General features: G+C 59.5%; 20 protein-coding genes. 7 read left to right on the plus strand and 13 right to left on the minus strand.

The features are described from left to right. Positions 1–104 precede the first annotated feature (104 nt). Together HU715_RS20580 and HU715_RS20585 are read left to right on the plus strand one after the other, a co-directional pair. The gene (locus tag HU715_RS20580) at positions 105–458 is read left to right on the plus strand and encodes a VOC family protein (RefSeq protein WP_186706447.1); all 354 of its coding nucleotides are present in this window, start codon (positions 105–107) and stop codon (positions 456–458) included. Between the two features lie 164 nt (positions 459–622). Beyond that, positions 623–1,411, plus strand: a complete 789-nt coding sequence (locus HU715_RS20585) for an SDR family NAD(P)-dependent oxidoreductase (protein WP_186706446.1) — start codon at positions 623–625, stop codon at positions 1,409–1,411. Positions 1,412–1,524: 113 nt separating this feature from the next. Here the strand turns inward: HU715_RS20585 and HU715_RS20590 are convergent, their stop codons facing one another. Both HU715_RS20590 and HU715_RS20595 read right to left on the minus strand, forming a co-directional pair. Next, positions 1,525–1,971, minus strand: coding sequence for a phage infection protein (locus HU715_RS20590; RefSeq protein WP_186706445.1), 447 nt, complete (start codon positions 1,969–1,971; stop codon positions 1,525–1,527). A 26-nt stretch (positions 1,972–1,997) separates the two neighbouring features. Next, on the minus strand, positions 1,998–2,417 hold the full coding sequence (locus HU715_RS20595) for an organic hydroperoxide resistance protein (protein WP_030139009.1): 420 nt from the start codon (positions 2,415–2,417) through the stop codon (positions 1,998–2,000). Between the two features lie 545 nt (positions 2,418–2,962). Here HU715_RS20595 and HU715_RS20600 point away from each other — a divergent pair. Then, entirely contained in the window at positions 2,963–3,502 is a 540-nt protein-coding gene (locus tag HU715_RS20600) for an N-acetyltransferase (protein WP_186706444.1), read from the plus strand. Between the two features lie 272 nt (positions 3,503–3,774). On the opposite strand, the gene HU715_RS20605 is transcribed toward HU715_RS20600, so the two are convergent. Both HU715_RS20605 and HU715_RS20610 read right to left on the minus strand, forming a co-directional pair. Continuing rightward, positions 3,775–4,899 (minus strand): GGDEF domain-containing protein, encoded by a 1,125-nt coding sequence (locus HU715_RS20605; RefSeq protein WP_186706443.1) that lies wholly within the window; start codon positions 4,897–4,899, stop codon positions 3,775–3,777. Positions 4,900–5,086: 187 nt separating this feature from the next. Then, complete coding sequence (locus HU715_RS20610) at positions 5,087–5,650, minus strand: TetR family transcriptional regulator (RefSeq protein WP_186706442.1); 564 nt, start codon at positions 5,648–5,650, stop codon at positions 5,087–5,089. A 196-nt stretch (positions 5,651–5,846) separates the two neighbouring features. Between HU715_RS20610 and HU715_RS20615 the strand changes: the two genes are divergently transcribed. Continuing rightward, positions 5,847–6,497: a glutathione S-transferase gene (locus tag HU715_RS20615; protein ID WP_186706441.1), complete on the plus strand. Its 651-nt coding sequence runs from the start codon at positions 5,847–5,849 to the stop codon at positions 6,495–6,497. 81 nt (positions 6,498–6,578) lie between these two features. On the opposite strand, the gene HU715_RS20620 is transcribed toward HU715_RS20615, so the two are convergent. Then, complete coding sequence (locus HU715_RS20620) at positions 6,579–6,953, minus strand: lysozyme inhibitor LprI family protein (RefSeq protein ID WP_033062452.1); 375 nt, start codon at positions 6,951–6,953, stop codon at positions 6,579–6,581. A gap of 678 nt (positions 6,954–7,631) precedes the next feature. Between HU715_RS20620 and HU715_RS20625 the strand changes: the two genes are divergently transcribed. Continuing rightward, a complete protein-coding gene (locus tag HU715_RS20625; RefSeq protein ID WP_186706440.1) occupies positions 7,632–7,979 on the plus strand; it encodes a DUF6124 family protein in 348 nt (115 codons plus the stop codon). A gap of 289 nt (positions 7,980–8,268) precedes the next feature. Here the strand turns inward: HU715_RS20625 and HU715_RS20630 are convergent, their stop codons facing one another. The 3 genes from HU715_RS20630 to HU715_RS20640 form a co-directional block, all read right to left on the minus strand. Continuing rightward, positions 8,269–9,042 carry a MetQ/NlpA family ABC transporter substrate-binding protein gene (locus tag HU715_RS20630; protein WP_186706439.1) on the minus strand — a complete coding sequence of 258 codons (774 nt, stop codon included), beginning with the start codon at positions 9,040–9,042 and terminating at the stop codon, positions 8,269–8,271. Positions 9,043–9,121: 79 nt separating this feature from the next. Next, positions 9,122–9,784, minus strand: coding sequence for a methionine ABC transporter permease (locus HU715_RS20635; RefSeq protein WP_186706438.1), 663 nt, complete (start codon positions 9,782–9,784; stop codon positions 9,122–9,124). Then, the gene (locus tag HU715_RS20640) at positions 9,784–10,791 is read right to left on the minus strand and encodes an ATP-binding cassette domain-containing protein (protein WP_186706437.1); all 1,008 of its coding nucleotides are present in this window, start codon (positions 10,789–10,791) and stop codon (positions 9,784–9,786) included. Before HU715_RS20640 ends, HU715_RS20635 begins: the two co-directional genes overlap by 1 nt. Positions 10,792–10,977: 186 nt before the next feature. Here HU715_RS20640 and katE point away from each other — a divergent pair, with 186 nt between their 5' ends. Beyond that, positions 10,978–13,194, plus strand: a complete 2,217-nt coding sequence (katE, locus tag HU715_RS20645; RefSeq protein WP_225917675.1) for a catalase HPII — start codon at positions 10,978–10,980, stop codon at positions 13,192–13,194. A gap of 132 nt (positions 13,195–13,326) precedes the next feature. Here katE and HU715_RS20650 read toward each other — a convergent pair whose 3' ends face one another. From HU715_RS20650 to zur, 4 genes are read right to left on the minus strand one after another with little or no spacing between them, the layout of a single operon-like run. Further along, positions 13,327–14,040 carry a PA5502 family lipoprotein gene (locus HU715_RS20650; protein WP_186706435.1) on the minus strand — a complete coding sequence of 238 codons (714 nt, stop codon included), beginning with the start codon at positions 14,038–14,040 and terminating at the stop codon, positions 13,327–13,329. Between the two features lie 37 nt (positions 14,041–14,077). Continuing rightward, positions 14,078–14,866, minus strand: coding sequence for a zinc ABC transporter permease subunit ZnuB (znuB, locus tag HU715_RS20655; RefSeq protein ID WP_186706434.1), 789 nt, complete (start codon positions 14,864–14,866; stop codon positions 14,078–14,080). Next, the gene (gene znuC, locus HU715_RS20660; protein WP_060739886.1) at positions 14,859–15,641 is read right to left on the minus strand and encodes a zinc ABC transporter ATP-binding protein ZnuC; all 783 of its coding nucleotides are present in this window, start codon (positions 15,639–15,641) and stop codon (positions 14,859–14,861) included. Before znuC ends, znuB begins: the two co-directional genes overlap by 8 nt. Continuing rightward, positions 15,641–16,123: a zinc uptake transcriptional repressor Zur gene (zur, locus tag HU715_RS20665; protein WP_186706433.1), complete on the minus strand. Its 483-nt coding sequence runs from the start codon at positions 16,121–16,123 to the stop codon at positions 15,641–15,643. The genes znuC and zur overlap by 1 nt, the downstream gene beginning before the upstream one ends. Before the next feature lie 66 nt (positions 16,124–16,189). On the opposite strand from zur, the gene znuA reads away from it, so the two are divergent. Beyond that, a complete protein-coding gene (gene znuA, locus HU715_RS20670; RefSeq protein WP_186706432.1) occupies positions 16,190–17,128 on the plus strand; it encodes a zinc ABC transporter substrate-binding protein ZnuA in 939 nt (312 codons plus the stop codon). Between the two features lie 130 nt (positions 17,129–17,258). Here the strand turns inward: znuA and HU715_RS20675 are convergent, their stop codons facing one another. Then, positions 17,259–18,209, minus strand: a complete 951-nt coding sequence (locus HU715_RS20675) for a homoserine kinase (RefSeq protein ID WP_186706431.1) — start codon at positions 18,207–18,209, stop codon at positions 17,259–17,261. Between the last annotated feature and the right edge of the window lie 39 nt (positions 18,210–18,248).

Consider the following 18,248-nt stretch of genomic DNA (forward strand, 5'->3'; position numbering starts at 1 on the left):
AACCCCTGTGGGAGCGAGCTTGCTCGCGAAGAGGCCGGCACATTTACATGAATGTCGGCTGATGCCCTAAGCTTGCTTGTCCCCAACCAGCCAAGGAAGCATCAATGGGCATTCGCGGAAAAGACCGTCAGATCGATAACATCGAGTTCAATGTCAACGACATCGCCCGAAGCAAAGCCTTCTATGGCGGTGTGTTTGGCTGGAATTTCGTCGACTACGGCCCGACCTACACCGAATTCAGCGACGGTCGCCTGACCGGTGGCTTCACGACCGGCGAACCGGTGCGCCCGGGCGGCCCGTTGATCATCTTGTACGCCGATGACCTTGAAGCCACTCAATCCAGGCTCGAAGCCGCAGGGGCGACCATCTGCCGTGAAGTGTTCGCTTTCCCGGGTGGCCGACGTTTCCACTTTATCGATCCGGATGGTTATGAACTGGCCGTGTGGTCGGTTTCCTGATGACTGACTGATCACAAAGAGGCGCAAAGCCTCAATCGTGTCCATGATTAAAGACCTGCGATATCGGCGACGTCGGGATGGCAACGCCATCTCTACGTCCGTTGGATGACTGTCCAGCCAGAACGATCGCACTTCCTCTGGTCTATTCATCAAGGAGTCCCCTCATGAACATCGACTTCACCGGACGTCACGTCCTGGTCACCGGTTCCACCAGCGGTATAGGTTTTGCGACCGCCAAAGGCTTCCTGGAAGCCGGCGCCCACGTGGTCATCAACGGTCGCAGCGAGAGCAGTGTGGAGGATGCGTTGCAACGCTTGGGCACCCTCTCTTCAAGGGCGACTGGCTTTGTCGGCGATCTCAGCCATGAGTCCGGCTGCCAGGCACTCGTCACCAAGCACCCAAGCTTCGATATCGTCATCAACAACCTGGGCATTTTCAAACAGCAAGACTTCTTCGAAACGCCAGACAGCGAATGGCAGCGCTTCTTCGAAACCAACGTAATGTCCGGCGTGCGAATTTCCAGGGCCTACGCCCAGGGCATGGTCGAGCGCGGTTGGGGGCGGATTGTGTTTATCTCGTCGGAATCGGGCGTGAACATTCCTGCCGACATGATCCACTACGGCTTCACCAAAACCGCGCAACTGTCCATCGCTCGCGGCCTGGCCAAGCGCCTCGCCGGCACGGGTGTGACGGTGAACTCGGTGTTGCCAGGGCCGACCCTTTCCGAAGGCGTTGCCCAGATGCTCCAGGCAGACGTCGAGCGCAGCGGGGAAAGCCTGGAAAAGGTCGCGGCAGATTTCGTCAACGAGCACCGCAGCACCTCGATCATCCAGCGCGCAGCGCGCGTCGAGGAAGTCGCCAACATGATCATCTACGCCAGTTCGGAACAGGCCTCGGCCACCACTGGGGCGGCGCTGCGTGTTGATGGGGGTGTGGTGGATAGCATCGTCTAGGACTTATGCCACATTAAAAAAAACGCCGCTTCCTCGTGAGAGATAAGCGGCGCTTTTGTTTTGGAAGCAACATGGGTGGGTTCGACCGGCTTTCGGAGTGGTGAAGGGATCGTTCAGCTCACTCTGTTTTCCATCAGACGATCCGAGCCGCCTTCGGCCACGCGGTTTTCGATCAGTCGATCCGAGCCACCTTCGGCTATGCGGTTTTGGATCAGACGATCCGAGCCACCTTCGGCAACACGGTTTTGGATCAGTCGATCCGAGCCGCCCTCGGCTATGCGGTTTTGGATCAGTCGATCCGAGCCGCCCTCGGCTATGCGATTTTGGATCAGTCGATCCGAGCCGCCCTCGGCTATGCGGTTTTGGATCAGTCGATCGGAGCCGCCTTCAGCGACGCGGTTCTGGATCAATCGATCCGAGCCACCTTCAGCGACACGGCTTTCGATCAGGCGATCCGAACCACCCTCAGCGAACGTAGGTTGAACAAAAGAACTCGCGAATGCGTTGCTGAGCGACAGCGCCAGAAGCGAGCCAACGAGAGTTTTGCCGAGAGTGTTCATGTCCTGATCCTTTTAGATGATGTGAGTTAGACGGTGACGTGCAAACGGACGTCGACGTTGCCGCGAGTCGCGTTGGAGTACGGGCAAACCTGGTGAGCCGCGTCGACCAGCGCTTGAGCATCGGCTTGATCCAGGCCTGGCAGGCTGATGTGCAGGTCGATGTCCAGGCCGAAACCGCCAGGGATCTGGCCGATGCCGACGTGTGCCGTGATCGAGGCGTCAGCAGGAATGCTGCGTTTGCTCTGGCTGGCGACAAACTTCAATGCGCCGATGAAGCAGGCCGAGTAGCCGGCGGCGAACAACTGCTCAGGGTTGGTAGCTTCACCACCAGCGCCGCCCAGGGCTTTTGGAGTGGCCAGTTTCACGTCGAGAATCTTGTCGCTGGAAACAGCACGGCCATCACGGCCACCGGTGGAGGTTGCGACTGCGGTGTAGAGAACGTTCATGGTGTTTCCTCTTTTGCTGACGGGTCTGATTAGTTTTGGTTTGCGCTAAATGTTTGTGCGCTAACCAGTTGAGATAAAGTTAACGGATGAATAATTAGCGCGCAATATAAATTTTCAAAAATTTATTGTTTTTGCATTAAGCAATTGATCTAAAAGGAAATTTATTTTTAGGCTTTGCAGTATCGTCAGCCGCGTGGGCCGCGAGGAAAGCCAAGGGGAAGGAGTTTCCAGGGAAATCAGCAGGGCCAGCGCAGTGGCAGGCCTTCATAGAGAGGAAAATTCATATAGCAGAATGATGGGTTTTTCGATCGTCCCCACGCTCTACGTAGGAATGCTGTCAGGGGCGCTTCTGAAGGGTGACGCAGACCGCCACGGGATGCATGCCCACGCAGAGCGTGGGTACGATCAACGCCCGACCATCACGCCTCCGCCAGCCCACACATCCTTGCGCCTTTGCCTACAACCACACCAGAACCCACCTGCTTGTGTGCCTCGCCCACGGACTCTATTGTCTTTTTTGCCCTGTCCATCATCGTATTCACCACATGAAACGACCACGCATTAGCAACTTCAAGCATCAGGTGTTCCGCTCGACCGCAATGCAGCTCGCTAAAGAGTTTCTGGTGGATGATCCTAAGGCACTGTCGGAGAAAGGTATCGATGCTGCGCGGATAAGGTACGAGCCGATAACCCAAGAGGCACTCAACCAATGCTATCTATGGGGCTCAGAAGCCCAACTTTATCCATGGGAGGAAATACCTGTCTGGAAGAATCGTGACGGGAAAGCGTTTGATCTTTCTCTGTGGTATGACCAAGAGTTATGTGGGCTTTGCTTTGCCACGCCCAAATCAAGCACCTTGTCCATCAAGGTTGTCCTCCTGGAGGGCAAGCCTGACGCGACTCACCCTTTAAAGGGTGAAGTGGCCGGTTTAGTCTTGATCGCGATCAGCCGATATGCGCGAATGCTGAAGCTTCGCGAGATTGAGATTTTTGAGCCTGACCCTGGCGCCGTCCAGTGGTATCGGTATCTGGGCTTCGATTTCGACGACCAGCGGCGCCTTGTTATAGCGGTGAACGAGGCATAACATTAGCCCCAATTATATTGTGAGTTTTCCATGAAGGCTTCCAAGCGCACTCCAAAATCATCGCTTGCAACTCAATACCAAGCGGAGGCCCGCCGTCTGGCTGGCTGCGCGACCACTATTGAGCGCCAGTTCTTGTCGGTTAGCCTCGCCAAGGGTAAGGAGCTTGAACCCGTGGGCCGTATGGCCGGTGCCACAACCTGATTTTCTGCTGATAAAAAAACCGCCGAATTGGCGGTTCTTTTTTGGTTTCGCTCTGGGCAAAGCCAACCCAACTAAGCAACCGCCACTCGATTACGCCCCAACGCCTTCGCTCGATACAGGGCCTTATCCGCATCGTTCATCAAGCTGTGAAGGTCCTTATTACAGGTCCCCGTCGACGCCACGCCAAGGCTGGCGGATATGCCCTGAACAGGCTCGATCATCAAACCCGAAATCGTATCGATGAGCTGTTCTGCAATTTTGGTAGCGACTTCGATGGACGTATCCGGAAGCAGAATGGCGAACTCTTCCCCACCGAGTCGTCCGTGGATATCGGTTGCCCTAAACGATGAACTGATCACCGTCCCCATCTCGCGTAAAACCTGATCTCCCACTTGATGGCCGTAGGTGTCGTTGATGTGCTTGAAGTGATCCATGTCCAACATGACGGCGCACAATCCTAACCGGCTGCTCTTACATTCGTCATAAAGCTGCTGGGCATGCTCGAAAAAAGCCCGCCGACTCTTCAGGCCGGTCAGTTCATCGGTTTGTGCGGCACGGGTCGAAATGCTGTTCGCCTGTTCCATTTCACGGGTGAGTCGAAAGGCGATTTCCAGTGCCTGGGACATTTTGTGCGTGGCCCGGGCGGCAAATGCCGCAAACACCAGGATCGAAAGGGCGATGCCGACTTGAATCGGGGACGGTTGAAACAGCAGCCAGGCGGTGCACGGGAACAGCACCACGCCAATGGAAGCCAGCGTCATGTCGCGGTAAGCCGAATAGCAGGACACCGCGCTGACGGACATTCCGACGGTGAAGAGCATGACCAACGCCTGGGACAACAGATCATCCGCCGGCATGAGCACAAACGCCCCGCCGCCCCAGATGCTGGCGGACAGCACCAGCGTGACCCAGTATCGGCGCTCCCAGCGTTGCGGTGTACGTTCACTTTCGTCGCTGCGGAAATAGGCGACAAACATCGCGATACGCAACAGCGTCGATGCGGTCAGGATGGCAATCCACCAAAAAATGACGCTGTGCTCAAACCGATCCCAACACAGCCAACTCAGCATGATGGCAGCCAGGTAACTGCCGAAAACCGCAGAAACGGACTGGCGAAACAGTTGCTGCAATCGGTCCGTTCGCACCTGCTCGGCTATGAAAAAAGCCTGGCCGTTCCGAGATCTTGGGCCATCCATTTGATCCACCTGATCGTGACGCAACGAAAACGGCGATTGTGGCACCCTGCCACCAACGCAAACAACTGAATTACACCCAAAGCCCCGATTGAACCGAAACCCCGTGGCGAGGGAGCTTGCTCCCGCTGGGCTGCGCAGCAGCCCCAACCATTCCTACAAACAAACTGCATCATCTTCTTTACAGGAATCAGGCCGGAATCAATCCTGCCTCCCGGTAGCTCAAAATCAGATCATCGAACAGACCGACATCCGCCCGAGTCCGCGCGATTAACTGAGCACCCGCCACAGCGGTGTAAATGGCCAGGGCTCTACGTTCACACTCCGCTGCGCTGCCCATTCCGGCATCCGCCAACACCTGGGCGAGCCACGTTACGTTAACGTCCGCAAATGCCCGGATTTCCCGCAAGACTTCATCGGGAAGGCCCTCGTATTCGGCGGCCATGAAGCTGGACAGACACAGCCTGTTGCCGTCCTCAAGCGATTTTCGAAAAAGGGACGGGTACAGCTGCAAGCACACTTTTGGCTCGGCATTGGCGGCGCGTATCTCGTCTAGTGCCCGCTGCACGTCCTGCCAATAGCGTTCCGCGACCGCAGCAGCCAACCCCGCCTTGCTCGGAAAGTGGTAGTAAATGCTGGCGTTCTTGATGCCTACCTGGTCGGCAATGCTACGGAAATTGATCCCGCTGTAACCGTGCAGTTGGGCAGCGGATTTCGCCGCCGCCAAGATGGCTTCTCGAGCATTTTCGTTCACGTTGCAGCCTCGTTTACCTAGTCGATGCACTCATTTGAATGCGATTCTACGCCCAGATTCGCTTACCTGCCAATTGTCAGGTAGGGGATTGACAGTGCCAAAATATCGGTCCAGTCTTTTACCTACCAATTGACAGGCAGGTATTCCAATCATGTCTTCTTCACATCCACACGCTGACATTTCCACGGTTCCTGAAATGAAAATCTACGATTGGTTCAACGGCCCCTACCCCGCCCGCGTGCGCATTGCACTGGCGGAAAAAGGCCTGTTGCCAAAAATCGAATTCATTCCAGTGAATCTCTGGACCGGTGAGCATAAGAAACCGGAATTCCTCGCCATCAACTACTCGGGGACATTGCCCGTCCTGGAGCTGAGCGATGGGACGCGGATAGCCGAATGCACGGCGATTACCCAGTACCTGGACAGCCTGGTCGGCGAACCGACGCTGACGGGCGAAACGCCTGTTGAAAAAGGCCTCATCCACATGATGACCAAGCGTGCCGAGATCGAGTTTCTCGACGCCGTCAGCACATACTTCCACCATGCCACGCCGGGCCTCGGCCCAGAGGTTGAGCTGTACCAGAATGCCGAGTGGGGCGGCCGGATGCGCGATAAGGCGATCAGAGGCATGCGCTATTTCGACAACTTGCTCAAAGACCAGCCCTTTGTGGCGGGCGACAGATTTTCGATGGCCGACATTGCGGTATTGGGCGGCATGATCTTCGCCTCGCTGGTGCAGCTCCCCGTGCCTGATGAATGTGCCGCACTGCGCGCGTGGCACGCCAGGATGCAAGAACGTCCTAGTGTCCAAACATGGCGCGCGATGGTCGAGCGTGGCGTTGCGTAGCACGGATCACAAAGAAAAAACCCGACGCTTAAAGTCGGGTTTTTTCTTGGAGTACGACGGCAAGTCCGACGTGCTTATCGGTTACTCGACTTGCGACAGCTTGGCGTCGTCGCAACCGGCAGCACGGCACTCGCGCTCGACAGCCTTGAGAATGACGATGCGCGCCTCGGTCTTCTCGTTGGCACAGTCCAGATAGAGCAGGCCATCGTTGGAGCAGGCGCTGTCACGATTTTTGATCCACTGGATTTGAGCGGCTTTCACCTTTTTCTTTTGATCCGGGTTCAGGGCACTCATCGTCTTCTTGTATTGATCGTTGATGTCCTGATCCGACTGAACCATTTTCAGCGACGCGCAATAGGTTCTGTCATAGGCGTTTCTAGGGTTATCGCAACTCATCGCGGATGCCGATGCGGATGCCATTGCCAGCAACGCCCCAACCAACAAAGACTTGATCACTGATTTTCTCTCCCTGAATGCCCTCTATCGATTAGAGGTCGCGGCGGGAATTTATCATGAGGGTTGTCGAACAATGAAGCGGATCCTAGGGTTCATTCGGCCCGAACACTGGGCAAATGCGGATAGAGGTTCGGGAGCCAGTGATTGCTGAAAAAGCCTGCGTCGTTCCCGCCGCCCTCGCCGAATCCCCAACCGGTCAAACGTGGCGAGGGAGCTTGCTCCCGCTGGGCTGCAAAGCAGCCCTCACCCACCCCGAAAAATACCTACAGACAAAACCGTATCACCCACTTCGAACCGCAACCGCAAACCCGTCTAGCCCGATTTACGGGCCAAAACCAAGCCCTGTTTATTCCGCTGGCGCGATCCTTCCATCAAGCTACGAATCCTTGCGCCATTGCCTACAACTACGCCAGAATCCGCCCGCTTGTGCGCCTTGACCATGGGTTCTATTGTTTTCCTGCCATTGCCCATCAGTGGTCGGGTTTAGTAGCTCGGTTAGTCATCTTCGGTTGCATGAGTGTCATCCAGTCAGGCGTTTGCCTGCACTTGATGGTGGCTGTGCGCGAGGCGCCTTCGGGCGCGCCGGGTTTGGTGACTTTACCGGTCTACTAACTTGCGCACAGCTGCCTCCTTTCGTTTAGTAGCGAGATGGTGGCGGCCCTATATAGGAAAGTCCCAATGTTCAAACCTACTCCGAACCCTCCAGAGACAGACCACGCCAAATCCAAGGCAAAAAAGCACGACGAAGCCACCAATCGCGCCTTGGATTATTACCTGCGACCAAAACCGGAAAAGTCCGAAGAGGCGTCCCAACCGGACCAGCTCTTCACCGTCGCAAAAAACGCCGACAACGAATCCCTCCTCGCCAACCTCAGCGAAACCCTGGCGGCAGCTGATGCGATGGTCAGCAACCTGGCCTTCGATTTGGATGGTCCTCGCCGGCACATCCTTCTGGGCGTCCAGCAACTGATTGAGCTGAGTTCATTGCTGGCGAATCGGGTGTTGGATAACGTTGATCCGCGATAGCAGATAAACATTCTTCCCAAAAGCAAACCCGACATCGTGTGTCGGGTTTGCTTTATTAACGCTCTAGAAACACGAAAGCCCGCAGAGATTTCTCTCAAGCGGGCCTCGGAACGTAGGCACGAGAGCCACCTCTCATGCGTTGGGATAAGTATTGTTGCAGGACAATCACTCGGTCAATCAAATTTGATGGATGCCGATCTTGCGAATCTCTGCGCGACACGCATATTTCCGAGCATAAAAAAACGGGCCCGCATTCCCACGCAGCCCCGTTTTTTATTACCTGATCAGCTCAAAACGCCGGCAAAACCGCCCCTTTGTACTTCTCAAGAATAAAAGCCTTCACTTCCGGCGTATGCAGCGCCGCAACCAGCTTCTTCATCGCCTCACTGTCCTTATCATCCGGACGGGCCACCAAGATGTTCACATAAGGCGAGTCGTTACCTTCGATCACCAACGCATCCTTGGAAGGATCAAGCTTGGCCTCCAACGCATAGTTGGTATTGATCAACGCCAGATCCACCTGGGTCAGCACCCGCGGAATGGTCGCCGCTTCCAGCTCACGGAATTTCAGATCCTTTGGATTCTCGGTGATGTCCTTGGTGGTGGACAGGATGTTGCCCGAGTCCTTCAACTTGATCACCCCAGCCTTCGCCAGCAACAACAGCGCACGGCCGCCGTTGGTGGCGTCGTTCGGGATCACCACGTTGGCGCCGCCCGGCAGTTCGGTCAGTGCCTTGTACTTGCTGGAATACGCGCCCAGGGGTTCCAGGTGCACACCGGCCACGCTCACCAGGTTCGTGCCCTTGGCCTTGTTGAACTCATCCAGGTACGGCTGGTGCTGGAAGAAGTTGGCGTCCAGGCGCTTTTCCGCCACCTGTACGTTGGGCTGGATGTAGTCGGTGAAGACTTTGACCTTGAGGTCCACGCCTTCCTTCGCCAAGGCCGGTTTGACGAATTCGAGGATTTCCGCGTGCGGCACCGGCGTGGCCGCGACGGTGAGGGTGTCGGCGGCGTGGGCGGAAAACGCGGCGGCGGCAGCGAAGGCAACCAGTAGTTTTTTCATTCAGCTAACTCCTTGTGGGGCGCCTGCTCTTGGCGCCTGCCAGCGAATGGCCGGCTCATGGTTTATTGGCCGCGAGGCCTTATTTTCTAGAGAAATGCACAACCAGTTTGTCGCCCACGGTCTGTAGGGCTTGCACCAGCACCAGCAGCAACACCACCGTGACCACCATCACATCGGTCTGGAAACGCTGGTAGCCGAAGCGGATCGCCAGGTCGCCCAGACCACCGGCACCGACTACACCGGCCATGGCCGTGTAGGACACCAGCGTAATCGCTGTCACCGTAATCGCTGCAAAAATGCCTGGGCGGGCTTCTGGCAGCAGGGCGTTTACGATGATCTGCCGCGTGGTCGCGCCCATGGCCTGGGTGGCTTCGATGATGCCGCGGTCGACTTCGCGCAGGGCGGTTTCCACCAGGCGGGCGAAGAACGGTGTCGCGCCGACCACCAGTGGTGGGATCGCGCCGGCCACGCCCAGGGAGGTGCCGGTGATCAACACCGTGAACGGAATCATCACGATCAACAGGATGATGAACGGCAGCGAACGCAGGATGTTCACGATCAGCGACAGCAGCGCATAAACACCGCGGGCTTCGAGCAACTGGCGCGGGCTGCACAGGAACAGCAACACGCCCAGGGGCAAGCCGAGCAGCACGGTGAACAGCAACGAGCCGAACAGCATCAGGAAGGTGTCGCCGGTGGCTAGCCAGATTTCCAGCCAGTCGACGTTTGCAAAAAATTCCATCAGCGCAGCACCTCCATGTGGACATCAGCCGCGGTGAAGCGGGCAAACGCCGCCTCCATGTCACCGCCGGTGATGGCGAGGGTCAGTTGCCCGTAGGGGGTGTCTTTGATGCGATCGATGCGACCGGCCAGGATGCTGTAGTCCACACCGGTTTCCCGGGCGACGGTGCCGAGCAATGGCGCGTAGGTTGCGTCGCCTTGGAACGTGAGACGTACGATGCGTCCTGGGACGTGGGCGAAATCGTCGCGCTGTTCGCTTTCGTCGATCTGCTCGTCTTCCTGGACGAAACGCTTGGTGGTCGGGTGCTTCGGATGCAGGAACACCTCGGCCACCGGGCCCTGCTCGACGATCACGCCGGCGTCCATCACGGCCACTTGGTCGCAAACGCGGCGGATCACGTCCATTTCATGGGTGATCAGCACGATGGTCAGCTTCAGCTCGCGGTTGATCTCTGCCAGCAGTTGCAGCACCGAGGCGGTGGTCTGCGGGTCGAGGGCGCTGGTGGCCTCGTCGCACAGCAGGATCTTGGGTTTGGTCGCCAGGGCGCGGGCGATGCCGACGCGCTGCTTCTGGCCGCCGGACAGCTGCGCCGGGTATTTGCGGGCGTGGTCGGACAGCCCTACCCGCGCCAGCAACTCGGCGACGCGGCGGTCGATGTCACTACGGGACAACTCGCCGGCCAGGGTCAGCGGCAGTGCCACGTTGTCGGCCACGGTCTTGGACGCCAGCAGGTTGAAGTGCTGGAAGATCATCCCGACTTGCTGGCGGAAGCGGCGCAGGCCGCTGGCGTCCAGGGCGGTGACTTCTTCGCCGTCGACAATGATCTTGCCGCCCGTGGAATCTTCCAGGCGATTGATCAGGCGCAGCAGGGTACTTTTTCCTGCACCGGAATGGCCAATCAGGCCGAAGACCTGACCGTTCTCAATCGTCAGACTGGTCGGATGCAGGGCGGGGATATCCCTACCGGCAACCCGGTAGGTTTTATGGACGTTTTGAAACTCGATCACGTAGCGAACCTTGTGGGGCGCGTTGGAAAAGGATCAGCGGTTAGCCGGGCGCGCATTTTAGCCTGTCCGTATAGAGGTTCTTAGCATTTATTTGCGATCGGACCAGTCATTTGGCAATAACGCGATCAAAGGCCATAAAAAAGGAACACAGCCAAACGGCATGGGTCACTCATTAAGCCACTCCAAATGCCCGGGTCCTGCACCTGCGGCATCGAACTCAAGAGTCCTGGCCACAGCGAGGAACGCAAAGAGGAGTCATGCCTGATGAGTATCAACAAGCCCACGGTCGACAAGAGCCAGCTGGCCGGGACCGACACCCTGGACCGCGGTAACACCAACGCCAAGCTCGAAAGCCTGGAACAGTTTCGCTCCGACGCCACCGAGCAGGCGCTGCGCACCAACCAGGGCGTGAAGATCGCCGATAACCAGAACACCTTGCGCGCCGGCCCGCGCGGGCCCTCGCTGCTGGAAGATTTCATCATGCGTGAGAAAATCACGCACTTTGACCATGAGCGCATCCCGGAGCGCATCGTTCACGCCCGCGGCACCGGTGCCCATGGCTACTTTCAGGCCTATGAATCCCATGCGGCCCTGACCAAGGCTGGTTTCCTACAAGACCCGAGTAAAAAGACGCCAGTGTTCGTGCGCTTTTCCACCGTGCAAGGTCCACGGGGTTCCGGTGACACCGTGCGGGACGTGCGCGGCTTTGCGGTGAAGTTCTTCACCGACGAAGGCAACTTCGACCTGGTGGGCAACAACATGCCGGTGTTTTTCATTCAGGACGCGGTGAAGTTTCCAGACTTTGTCCACGCGGTAAAACCCGAGCCCCATAACGAAATTCCTACGGGCGGCTCGGCCCACGACACGTTCTGGGATTTCGTCTCGCTGGTGCCGGAATCGGCCCACATGGTGATCTGGGCGATGTCTGACCGGGCCATTCCAAAAAGCCTACGCACGATGCAGGGCTTTGGGGTGCACACCTTCCGTATGATCAATGCGGAAGGCCGCAGTAGCTTCGTCAAGTTTCACTGGCGACCCAAGGCCGGGACCTGTTCCCTGGTGTGGGACGAAGCCCAGAAACTCGCGGGCAAGGACACCGATTACCACCGTCGCGACCTGTGGGAATCCATTGAGATGGGGGACTACCCGGAATGGGAGTTCGGCGTGCAGATCGTTGCCGAGGAGGACGAGCACAAATTCGACTTCGACCTACTTGACCCGACCAAGATCATTCCCGAAGAACTTGTGCCTATCACCCCGTTGGGCAAGATGGTGCTGAACCGCAACCCGGACAACTTCTTCGCCGAAGTCGAGCAAATCGCCTTCTGCCCTGGGCACATCGTGCCGGGCATCGACTTTTCCAACGACCCGCTGCTGCAAGGCCGGCTGTTTTCCTACACCGATACGCAGATCAGCCGACTCGGCGGGCCGAACTTTCATGAGCTGCCAATCAACCGTGCGATTACGCCCGTTCACAACGGCCAGCGTGACGCGATGCACCGCACCACCATCGATAAGGGGCGTGCGTCCTACGAGCCGAACTCCATCGACGGCGGCTGGCCAAAAGAAACCCCGCCCGGCCCGCAGGACGGCGGCTTCGAAAGTTACCCAGAGCGTATCGATGCCTACAAGATCCGCCAACGCAGCGATTCGTTCGCCGATCATTTCTCCCAGGCGCGGCTGTTCTACAAGAGCATGAGCCCCCACGAAAAAGAGCACATCATCGCCGCCTACAGCTTCGAGCTGGGCAAGGTCGAGCGGGAGTTCATCCGGGCGCGGCAGGTCAATGAAATCCTGGCCAACATCGACCTGGAACTGGCCGGGCGGGTAGCGAAAAACCTCGGCTTGCCGGCACCGACCGCTGGAACTGTCGATGTTCCGACGCCATCGCTGGAGCAATCCCCGGCCTTGAGCCAGGCGAACCTGCTGTCCGGTGACATGAAGACGCGCAAAGTGGCGGTGCTGGTGGCCAACGGTGTCGATGGCGCGATCATCGATACGCTCAAGCGGGCTCTGGAGGCTGAGGGCGCCCACGCCAAAGTGCTAGGGCCGACTTCTGCGCCGGTCACCACGGCCGATGGGAAAACCCTGGCGGTGGATGCGTCCATGGAAGGCTTGCCGTCGATTGCCTTTGACGCGGTGTTCGTGCCCGGTGGCGCGGAGTCGATCAAGGCCTTGAGTCGCGACGGCGTGGCGTTGCATTACGTGCTGGAGGCCTACAAGCATCTGAAAGCCATCGGGCTTCATGGTGAGGCCCGGCAGTTGTTGGTGGAGTTGAAGCTGGAGGTGGATGCAGGGTTGATCGAAGATGCGGATGCGAGCGGTTTTTCGCGGTTTTTCGCGGCGATTGCTCAGCATCGGGTTTGGGCGCGGGAGCCCAAGGCGAAGGCGGTTCCGGCTTGATGGCTGCCTGAAAGAAGCTTGTTGCTAGTAGGGACGCCTTCGCGAGCAGGCTCGCTCCCACATGAGATTTTGTGATCGACACAAAACCACTGTGGGAGCGAGCTTGCTCCGGGCGGCGTTCCGACGATGCTTTTAGGGCTTACGCGGTGTCAACACAACCTGCGCCGGCACACTGCGCAAAATCTGCTTTTGCAGTTTCAAATCAAACCCCGGATCCAGTTTCTTGACCCGCTTGCTCAGCAACGTCGCCAACCACGGATAATCATCGGTACGCGGCGCCTGGATGCTGACGTCGCACTGATAATTCACCACATCGGCGGCGATGGCGTCCAATTGCCGACGCATTTGCTGGATATCGGCTATGTTGAGCGCAACGGTAGTGCTGGGTGCGCTCGGGTCGATCACCTTGGCGACCGGTTTGGCTTCGGCGGCCTTGAGGTCGGCCTCGGCTTTTTCCAGGTCGGCCTTGCGGGCTTCGGCAATGGCGCTGTTGACCTCGCCAGTGAGCGCTGGGGCCTTGGGCATCAGCGCTCGGGCACGGCTCAGGGCGGTGGCGGCGGCGTTGACATCGCCTTTTTGCAGGTCGATCTGGCTGCGGCGCAGGTACGCCTCGGCCAATTGCCGCTGGTAGGGTTCCAGCGTCGGGTCTTCGGGCGACTGGGCTTGCAAGGCGGCCAACTGGCCTTCAGCGGTGGCCAGCTCATTGCTGGCCAGGCTTTGTTCGAGCTGCGCGATGGCCGGGCCCCGCGTATCGGGGGCCTGGGTAACCGGCGGAGTACTCTGGCACGCGCCCAGCAGCAGGGAAAATGCGACAAGGAGCAGATAACGGGAGGCGAACGGCTTCATTCCTGCGACTCTCTATTTGCGCAAAAAGCGAGCAAGTCTACACCCCTCGACGGGGCAGGACAAAACTCAGCAGAAACAACGCAGCGGCGCTGACCACGATCGACGGGCCGGCCGGGGTGTCCTTGAACCAGGAAAGGGCCAGGCCGCCGCACACCGCGAGCACGCCCAGCAGGCTCGCACCCAAGGCCATTTGCTCGGGCGAGCGGGCGTGACGCTGTGCCGCAGCCGCCGGAATGATCAGCAATGACGTAATCAGCAACACACCGACAATCTTCATCGCCACGGCGATGACCACCGCAATCAACAGCATCAGCGCCAAGCGCAGGCTGACCACGGGCAAACCCTCGACCCGTGCCAGCTCTTCATGGACGGTGACCGCCAGCAACGGTCGCCACAGCGCCACCAGCAGCAGCAACACCGCCGCGCTGCCGCCCAGGATCCAGGCAAGGTCCGTCGGACTGATCGCCAGCAGATCGCCGAACAGATAGGCCATCAGGTCGATCCGCACGTCGCGCATGAAGCTCAGCACCACCAGCCCGAGGGACAGCGTGCTCGGCGCGAGGATGCCCAGCAGTGTGTCGGACGCCAGTGGCTGGCGCTGTTGCAGGGTGACCAGCACCACCGCCAGCAACAGGCAGCCAACGGTCACCGCGATGGCGGGGCTGACATCCAGCAGAAACCCCAGGGCGACGCCCAGCAGTGCCGCGTGGGACAAGGTGTCGCCGAAATAGGCCATGCGCCGCCAGACCACGAACGAACCCAGCGGACCGGCGACCAGGGCGAGTGCCAAGCCTGCGAGCAGGGCGTACAACAGAAAATCAGCCATGCTTGCAGCCGTCTCCATGAACATGATTGGAAGCAGAAGGGGCGCTGACCACCGAGCCATGCAGGTCATGGGCGTGGTCATGGTGGTGGTGATAAATCGCCAGGCTTTGTGCGTTCTTTCCGAACAACTCGACGAAGGCCGGATCGCCGCTGACCTGCTCGGGATGCCCGGAGCAGCAAACGTGGCGGTTGAGGCAGACCACCTGGTCGGTGGTGCTCATCACCAGATGCAAGTCATGGGAGACCATCAGCACGCCGCAGCCGTGGCGGTCGCGCAGGCGGGTGATCAGGCTGTACAGCTCGGCCTGGCCCGCCACATCGACGCCTTGCACCGGTTCGTCGAGCACCAACAATTCAGGTTCGCGCAGCAGGGCGCGGGCCAGCAGCACGCGTTGCATCTCGCCACCGGACACGCTTTGCACTGGGCTGTCGATCACCTGTTCGGCGCCGACCTCGTTGAGCGCAGCCAAGGCCCGGGCGCGGTCCACCCCAGGCACCAGGCGCAGGAAACGCAGCACCGACAGTGGCAGCGTCGGGTCGACGTGGAGTTTTTGCGGCATGTAGCCGACGCGCAACCTGGGCTTGCGCCAGACGCTGCCACTGTCGGGCTTAAGCAAACCCAGCACGGCGCGCACCAGGGTGGTCTTGCCGGCGCCGTTGGGACCGATCAAGGTCACGATCTGCCCCGGCTCGACGCTCAGGTGAATGTTGTCCAGCACGTTCTGCCCGGCGAACGTCACGGCCACCTGCTCGAGGCGGATCAGCGCGTTGCTCATCAGGCCCCCTGGCAGCCGGAGCAGAGGCCGACGACTTCGACGGTCTGGGTGTCGACGACGAAGCCGACTTCCCTGGCGCTGGCGACGATGGCATCGCTGATGGATTTCTGTTCCAGCTCGATGGCGGCGTGGCATTCGCGGCAAATCAGGAATTGGCCTTGGTGGGCGTGCTCCGGATGGTTGCAGCCGACGAAGGCGTTGAGCGACGAAATCCGATGCACCAGGCCGTTTTCCAAGAGGAAGTCCAGCGCCCGATAGACGGTTGGCGGCGCGGCGCGGCGGCCGTCCTGCTCGCTGAGCACCGCGAGGATGTCGTAGGCGCCCAGTGGCTTATGGCTTTGCCAGACCAATTCCAGGACGCGCCGCCGCAGGGCGGTCAGGCGCAACCCTTGGCGCGCGCAGATGGCGTCGGCCTCGGACAGCGCGCTGTGCACGCAGTGGGAGTGATCGTGGGGACGACTGGCAAGGGGTGTAATAGGCATGGGCAGCGACGAGTTTAGTGAGAGACGTTATTATGTTACCCGTTCTCGCCTCTACGAGTGGTCATCGTGTCCCGATTTTTTTCGCTCTTTGTCGCTTTTGTCGCAAGTTTTCTACTGATCGGCCCGGCCCAGGCCGACGTCAAGGTCCTAACCAGCATCAAGCCGCTGCAACTGATCGCCGCCGCCGTGCAGGACGGCGTGGCCGTTCCGGAAGTGTTGCTGCCCCCGGGGGCTTCGCCGCATCACTACGCGTTGCGGCCCTCCGATGTACGCAAGGTGCAGTCGGTGGACCTGCTGTACTGGATTGGGCCGGACATGGAAGGTTTCCTACCGCGCGTGCTGAACGGTCGTACCCTGCCCTCCGTTGCGGTGCAGGAGCTGCCCGGGCTCAAGTTGCGTCACTTCGCCCAGGACAGCGCGTCCCACGAGGATCATGACCATGATGAAGGCGACGATCACGATCACGATCACGACCATCGCCCCGGCACCGTGGACGCCCACCTGTGGCTTTCGCCGCACAATGCGCGGGTGATCGCCGCCAGGATGGCGGCTGACCTGAGCGCGGCGGATCCAGCGAATGCGGCCCGCTATCAAAACAACCTCAAGGGCTTCAACCAGCGCCTCGATGCCTTGGACACGCGCCTCAAGACGCGCCTGGCCGGGGTCGCGGGCAAGCCGTACTTCGTCTTCCACGAGGCGTTCGACTATTTCGAAGACAACTACGGCCTCAAGCACGCCGGGGTGTTCGCCGTGGCCGCCGAAGTCCAGCCCGGGGCCCAGCACGTGGCGGCGATGCGCACGCGATTGCAGGCGGTGGGCAAGACCTGCGTCTTCAGCGAACCGCCCCTGCGCCCGCGCCTGGCCGAAACCCTGGTGGCCGGGTTGCCGGTGAAGCTGGCGGAGCTGGATGCACTGGGCGGCTATACCCCGGCGACGGCGCAGGGGTATGAGCAGTTGTTGGAAAAGTTGGGGAATGATTTGGCGGGGTGCCTGGAGGCGTTATAACCCCACTGCTCTTGTGGCGAGGGAGCTTGCTCCCGCTGGGCCGCGAAGCGGCCCTAAAAATCTTGCGGTCGCTGCGCAACCGAGCGGGAGCAAGCTCCCTCGCCACAAAGGCATTCAGATCCACTAGGTGTCAGAGGGCGAACGGCAACACCGTATGAACCGTCTGCCGCTGCGCCAACCGCTGCTGGAACTCCTTTGGGTCATGGATCAACACATCCTGCCCGGCAAACGATTCGGCGGCGATCAACCGCGACAACCAGAACCGCACGCATGCCACGCGCAACAGGGTCGGCCATAGCTCGGCCTCGGCAGCCGTGAACGGCCGCAACGCTGCATAAGCACCCAGCAACGCCCGGGCCCGGGCGCCATCGAGCACGCCGTCGTCATCCGAGCACCAGTCATTCAGGGCGATGGCGACGTCATACAGCATCGGCCCGGAGCAGGCGTTATAGAAGTCGATCAACCCGGTCAGGTGCGTGCCTTCGAACATCGCATTGTCGCGGAACAGATCGGCGTGGATGTTGGCCCGGGGCAGCGCCAGGATGCCGACCTTCTTCAACGAAATTTCTTCCAGCGCAGCCTCCAGCAGCTGACGCGGTTCGGCGTCGAGGTGCGAAAGCAGTTTGCCGCCCTCCTCCTCCATCCAGTCCAGGCCGCGATCGGTCTTGCGCTTGATCATGTTGCCTTTGGTCGCCAGGTGCAGATGGGCTAGCAATTCGCCGACCTGGGCGCAATGCTGGGCGTTGGCCTGCTTGATGTGCTTGCCGGCCAGGCGCGGTTGCAGCAGCGCCGGTTTGCCCGCCAGCTCCCGCAGCGCGACGCCGTCGGTGGTGCGCAAGGCGTAAGGCACCGGCAGGTTGGCGTCGTGCAGCACGTCCAGCAGTTCGATGAAGAACGGCATTTCCTGCACCGGGCCGCGCTCTACCAGGGTCAGGACGAACTCGCCCTGCTCCAGGCTGATAAAGAAATTGGTGTTTTCGCTGCCAGCGGCGATCCCCTGGAAATCAAGCAAGCGGCCGAGCCCGTAAGGGGCGAGAAAGGTTTCCAGCTCGGGCCGAGCCAGGGGCGTGAACACAGACATGGTTAAACTGCCAGTACGGGCGCCCTTCAGCGGGCGCCG

It is taken from the genome of Pseudomonas zanjanensis (assembly GCF_014268745.2).
Lineage (GTDB): Bacteria > Pseudomonadota > Gammaproteobacteria > Pseudomonadales > Pseudomonadaceae > Aquipseudomonas > Aquipseudomonas zanjanensis.

Bases quoted from the DNA above. Each gene is read 5' to 3' on its own strand.
- HU715_RS20635 (WP_186706438.1), bottom strand. From the start codon at position 9,784: ATGGAATTTTTTGCAAACGTCGACTGGCTGGAAATCTGGCTAGCCACC.
- HU715_RS20585 (WP_186706446.1), top strand. From the start codon at position 623: ATGAACATCGACTTCACCGGACGTCACGTCCTGGTCACCGGTTCCACC.
- zur (WP_186706433.1), bottom strand. From the start codon at position 16,123: ATGCCTATTACACCCCTTGCCAGTCGTCCCCACGATCACTCCCACTGC.
- HU715_RS20605 (WP_186706443.1), bottom strand. From the start codon at position 4,899: ATGGATGGCCCAAGATCTCGGAACGGCCAGGCTTTTTTCATAGCCGAG.
- HU715_RS20630 (WP_186706439.1), bottom strand. From the start codon at position 9,042: ATGAAAAAACTACTGGTTGCCTTCGCTGCCGCCGCCGCGTTTTCCGCC.
- znuC (WP_060739886.1), bottom strand. From the start codon at position 15,641: ATGAGCAACGCGCTGATCCGCCTCGAGCAGGTGGCCGTGACGTTCGCC.
- HU715_RS20595 (WP_030139009.1), bottom strand. From the start codon at position 2,417: ATGAACGTTCTCTACACCGCAGTCGCAACCTCCACCGGTGGCCGTGAT.
- HU715_RS20625 (WP_186706440.1), top strand. From the start codon at position 7,632: ATGTTCAAACCTACTCCGAACCCTCCAGAGACAGACCACGCCAAATCC.
- HU715_RS20615 (WP_186706441.1), top strand. From the start codon at position 5,847: ATGAAAATCTACGATTGGTTCAACGGCCCCTACCCCGCCCGCGTGCGC.
- HU715_RS20650 (WP_186706435.1), bottom strand. From the start codon at position 14,040: ATGAAGCCGTTCGCCTCCCGTTATCTGCTCCTTGTCGCATTTTCCCTG.
- HU715_RS20590 (WP_186706445.1), bottom strand. From the start codon at position 1,971: ATGAACACTCTCGGCAAAACTCTCGTTGGCTCGCTTCTGGCGCTGTCG.
- HU715_RS20580 (WP_186706447.1), top strand. From the start codon at position 105: ATGGGCATTCGCGGAAAAGACCGTCAGATCGATAACATCGAGTTCAAT.
- znuB (WP_186706434.1), bottom strand. From the start codon at position 14,866: ATGGCTGATTTTCTGTTGTACGCCCTGCTCGCAGGCTTGGCACTCGCC.
- HU715_RS20675 (WP_186706431.1), bottom strand. From the start codon at position 18,209: ATGTCTGTGTTCACGCCCCTGGCTCGGCCCGAGCTGGAAACCTTTCTC.
- HU715_RS20600 (WP_186706444.1), top strand. From the start codon at position 2,963: ATGAAACGACCACGCATTAGCAACTTCAAGCATCAGGTGTTCCGCTCG.
- katE (WP_225917675.1), top strand. From the start codon at position 10,978: ATGCCCGGGTCCTGCACCTGCGGCATCGAACTCAAGAGTCCTGGCCAC.